General features: G+C 71.9%; 3 protein-coding genes and 1 pseudogene. 2 read left to right on the top strand and 2 right to left on the bottom strand.

Annotated elements, in window-relative coordinates; all coding sequences use genetic code 11:
- Positions 1-225: pseudogene (locus ACWDX9_RS61380) on the bottom strand (FHA domain-containing protein); the annotation flags it as partial.
- 344 nt (positions 226-569) lie between these two features.
- Complete coding sequence (locus ACWDX9_RS61375; protein ID WP_449973127.1) at positions 570-1,706, bottom strand: site-2 protease family protein; 1,137 nt, start codon at positions 1,704-1,706, stop codon at positions 570-572.
- Positions 1,707-1,821: 115 nt separating this feature from the next.
- On the opposite strand from ACWDX9_RS61375, the gene ACWDX9_RS61370 reads away from it, so the two are divergent.
- Entirely contained in the window at positions 1,822-2,682 is an 861-nt protein-coding gene (locus ACWDX9_RS61370; RefSeq protein WP_449973126.1) for a RecB family exonuclease, read from the top strand.
- A gap of 111 nt (positions 2,683-2,793) precedes the next feature.
- Positions 2,794-3,371, top strand: a 578-nt coding sequence (locus ACWDX9_RS61365) for a DUF7134 domain-containing protein (RefSeq protein WP_449973125.1), incomplete at its 3' end; no start/stop codon positions are given.

The raw sequence follows: 3,371 nt of genomic DNA, 5'->3' as shown, positions 1-3,371 counted from the left end.
GGCGCTGGTGGCGGGGTCGCCGGCCATGTTGGCCGCGAGCACCTGAGCGGCGCGGCGGGCCAGCGCCCTGCCGTCGCCCCCGGACGCGGCCGTCTCGCGCAGCGCGTCGAGCAGGTCGTCGGCCGCGGCCTCGCCGGCGTCGCACACCAGCAGCAGCCCGCCCGCGTAGGCGACAAGTCCGTTACCGGGAAGCGGACGCACCACTCCGAAGCCTTGGTCGGTCATGCGTCCTCCCTCATGACGACGGCGCTGCGCTGCTCATCGGTGCCCTCGCTGCGCTCGGTCACTCATTTCTCCTCCCCGGAAGCCCGCGAAATTACGGCACCCGCACTGCCGTGCCGGCCACCAGCCATACGCATACCCAGACGAAGGGGCCGTGCCGCGGCCACGTCGTCTCGATTCGGTGAACCGGTGGACTGCGGCAAACCCCTCAACTGTGCAAGTCTGGCCAAACAGAACACTATCGGCCAGTCGTCACATCGCAGTAACCGGCCGGAGTCGGCTCCGGCCGCCCGAAACTGCTGGACACGACCCTATCCATGGCCCGCCGCTTAAACGAGTGGGACAAATCAGACGCCCGTGAAAACGCGGTTCACGTCGGCCGTGGCGAGCACCCCGTAGATCTCGCCGCCCCGTTCCACCAGGAGGTACTCGCTGCCCGGGGCCTCGCGCATGGCGTCGATGAGCGGCTCTCCGGTCAGGTCGGCCGCGAGCACCATGGTGGGCTCCAGGGACTTGGCGACCGAGCCGGCGCTCACCCAGGGGCGGCGGTGCTCGGGGGTGGCCTGGACGGCGGCCTCGTTCACGATGGCCAGGGGCTCGCCGTCGTGGCCGATCACGACGAGGGCGCCCGCGTTGCGCTCGGCGGCCTGCCGCAGCGCCTCCGACAGCGGCGTCTCGGCGGTCACCGGGATCGCCCTGCGGGCCAGCGTGCGGGCGTTGACCTGCGGGATCCTGGCGCGGATCTTGGCCACGCGCAGCGACTGGCTCGCGCCGAGCCAGATGAACGACGCCAGCACGAACGGCCACAGCAGGTCCAGCGGGTCGGTCACCTGGCCGCTCTGCAGGGCCGTGGCGATCGAGAACACGACGAGCAGCACGGCCAGCACGCGGCCGCCCCAGGCGGCGACGATGGTGCCGGAGCTGGGGTTCTTGGTCAGCTTCCAGACTCCGGCGCGCAGCATCCGGCCGCCGTCCAGGGGCAGGCCGGGCAGCAGGTTGAACACGCCGACGATGAGGTTGGCGACCCACAGCCACCAGACGAGCACCTCGAGGATGCCGCCGCCGTTGACCACGTAGACGTCGGCGGCCAGGCCGAGCCCGGCCAGGCCCAGCGACAGCGCCGGCCCCGCCGCGGCGACCAGGAACTCCTTGGCCGGCGTGGGCGGCTCCTTCTCGATCTCCGACACGCCGCCGAGCAGGTAGAGGGTGATCCTGCGCACCGGCAGGCCGTAGAACTTGGCCAGCACGCTGTGGGCCAGCTCGTGCAGCAGCACCGACACGTACAGCAGCACCGCGAACACGAACGCGACCGCGTAGGCGGCCACGCTGTCGAGCTCGGGCAGCATGTTGGTCACCCGGCGCCCGAACACCCAGGTGATGACCGCCGCCACGATGAACCATGTCCACGAGACGTACACCGGAATGCCGAACGGCTTCCCCATCCGAAGGCCGGAGAACTCCTGCCGCGGGCTCTGCTCGCTCACTGCACTCCTTGAACGTCCATTACGTGCTGTTGCTGCCTTGATGCTACGCGCCGGATCGGGTGATCATCGTGGCGCGAGGGCTATTCTGTCGGGGTCTTGACCTAGAGTGCGGTGCATGACGTTGACCGAACCGGAGATCATCGGAGCTCTCTCCCCGTCCCGGGCGGGCGATTTCATGACCTGTCCGCTGCTCTACCGCTTCCGGGTGATCGACCAGCTCCCCGAGAAGCCTTCGCCGGCGGCGGTGCGCGGCACGGTGGTGCACGCGGTCCTGGAGCGCCTCTACGACCTCCCGGCGCCGCGGCGCTCGGTCCAGGCGGCGCTGGAGCTCCTGGAGCCGCAGTGGCAGCGGCTGCTGGACGAGGACGCGCAGTACGCCCAGATGTTCGCCGACGAGGCCGAGCAGGCGGAGTGGCTGGTCCAGGCGCGCGGCATGCTGGAGCGCTACTTCACGCTGGAGGACCCGACGCGGCTGGAGCCCGCCGAGCGCGAGCTCTACGTGGAGGCGGTCCTCGACGGGGGGCTCATGCTGCGCGGCTACGTCGACCGGCTCGACGTGGCGCCGACCGGCGAGGTCCGGGTGGTCGACTACAAGACGGGCAGCGCGCCGGGCCCCGACTTCGAGGCCAAGGCGCTGTTCCAGATGAAGTTCTACGCCCTGGTGCTGTGGCGGCTGCGCGGCCAGGTGCCGCGGCTGCTGCAGCTGGTCTATCTGGGCGGGCAGGGCGAGGTGCTGCGCTACGCCCCGGACGAGGCCGACCTGCTGGCCACGGAGCGCAAGGTGATGGCGCTGTGGACGGCGATCGAGCGGTCGCTGGAGTCCGGCGAGTGGCGGGCCCGCCGCAGCCGCCTGTGCGACTGGTGCGACCACCAGGCCCTGTGCCCGGAGTTCGGCGGCACACCCCCGCCGATCCCGGCCCGCCAACCGGGCGACACCACCCGCACCCACCGCCGGGCCGCCACCGACGAGCTCTGACCCACCCCGAGCGCCCCCGCCGCGCCGGTGCGGTGCGGGGTTCGGGGGCGTGGGTGGTAATCCTCCCGAGGGAGGAGGTTACGGGTTTTCACCTGGGCCTACAGTGAAGCGGTGCGCATAGACCGGACCACGTTCCACGACTCCGTGCTCGCCGGGGTGGTGGCCGCGGCGTCGGTGGCGATGTTCGTGCTCTATGGCCCCGACCACCTGGAGGCGCAGGGCCTGGCGGTGGACGGCATGCGCGCCCCCGACCCGCTGGGCGGGGTCCTGGTGGTGCTGGCGTGCGTGCCCGTGGCGGCGCGCAGGAGGTGGCCGCTGGCGGCGATGTGCGCCGAGCTGGTGCCCGAGACGCTGCTGACCGTGCTCGGCTACGGGACCGGGATCTCGGGGCTGGCCGGGCTGGTGCTGCTGTACTCGGTGGCCTCCTACCGCGGGCTGGCGATGGCGCTGGCGGGGCTGGTGATCTCGCTGGTGACGTACGTGCTGGGCGCCCTGGCGGGCCCGGTCAGGGCGACGAGCTGGAGCGAGCACGTCGTGGTGGCCGTGGTGCTGGTGGCGGTGTGGGGCGCGGGGCGGAGCCTGCGGCTGCGCCGGGCGTACCTGGACGAGCTCAAGGACCGGGCGGAGCGGCTGGAGCGGGCGCGCGCGGCCGACACGAGGGCGGCCCGCGCCGAGGAGCGCTCGCGGAT

Source organism: Nonomuraea sp. NPDC003201 (genome assembly GCF_053590415.1).
The sequence above is the reverse complement of the archived record's forward strand: the minus strand, read 5'-3'. Positions and strand labels throughout refer to the sequence as shown.

Coding starts and splice junctions, on each gene's coding strand:
- ACWDX9_RS61370 (WP_449973126.1), top strand. CDS start 1,822: ATGACGTTGACCGAACCGGAGATCATCGGAGCTCTCTCCCCGTCCCGG.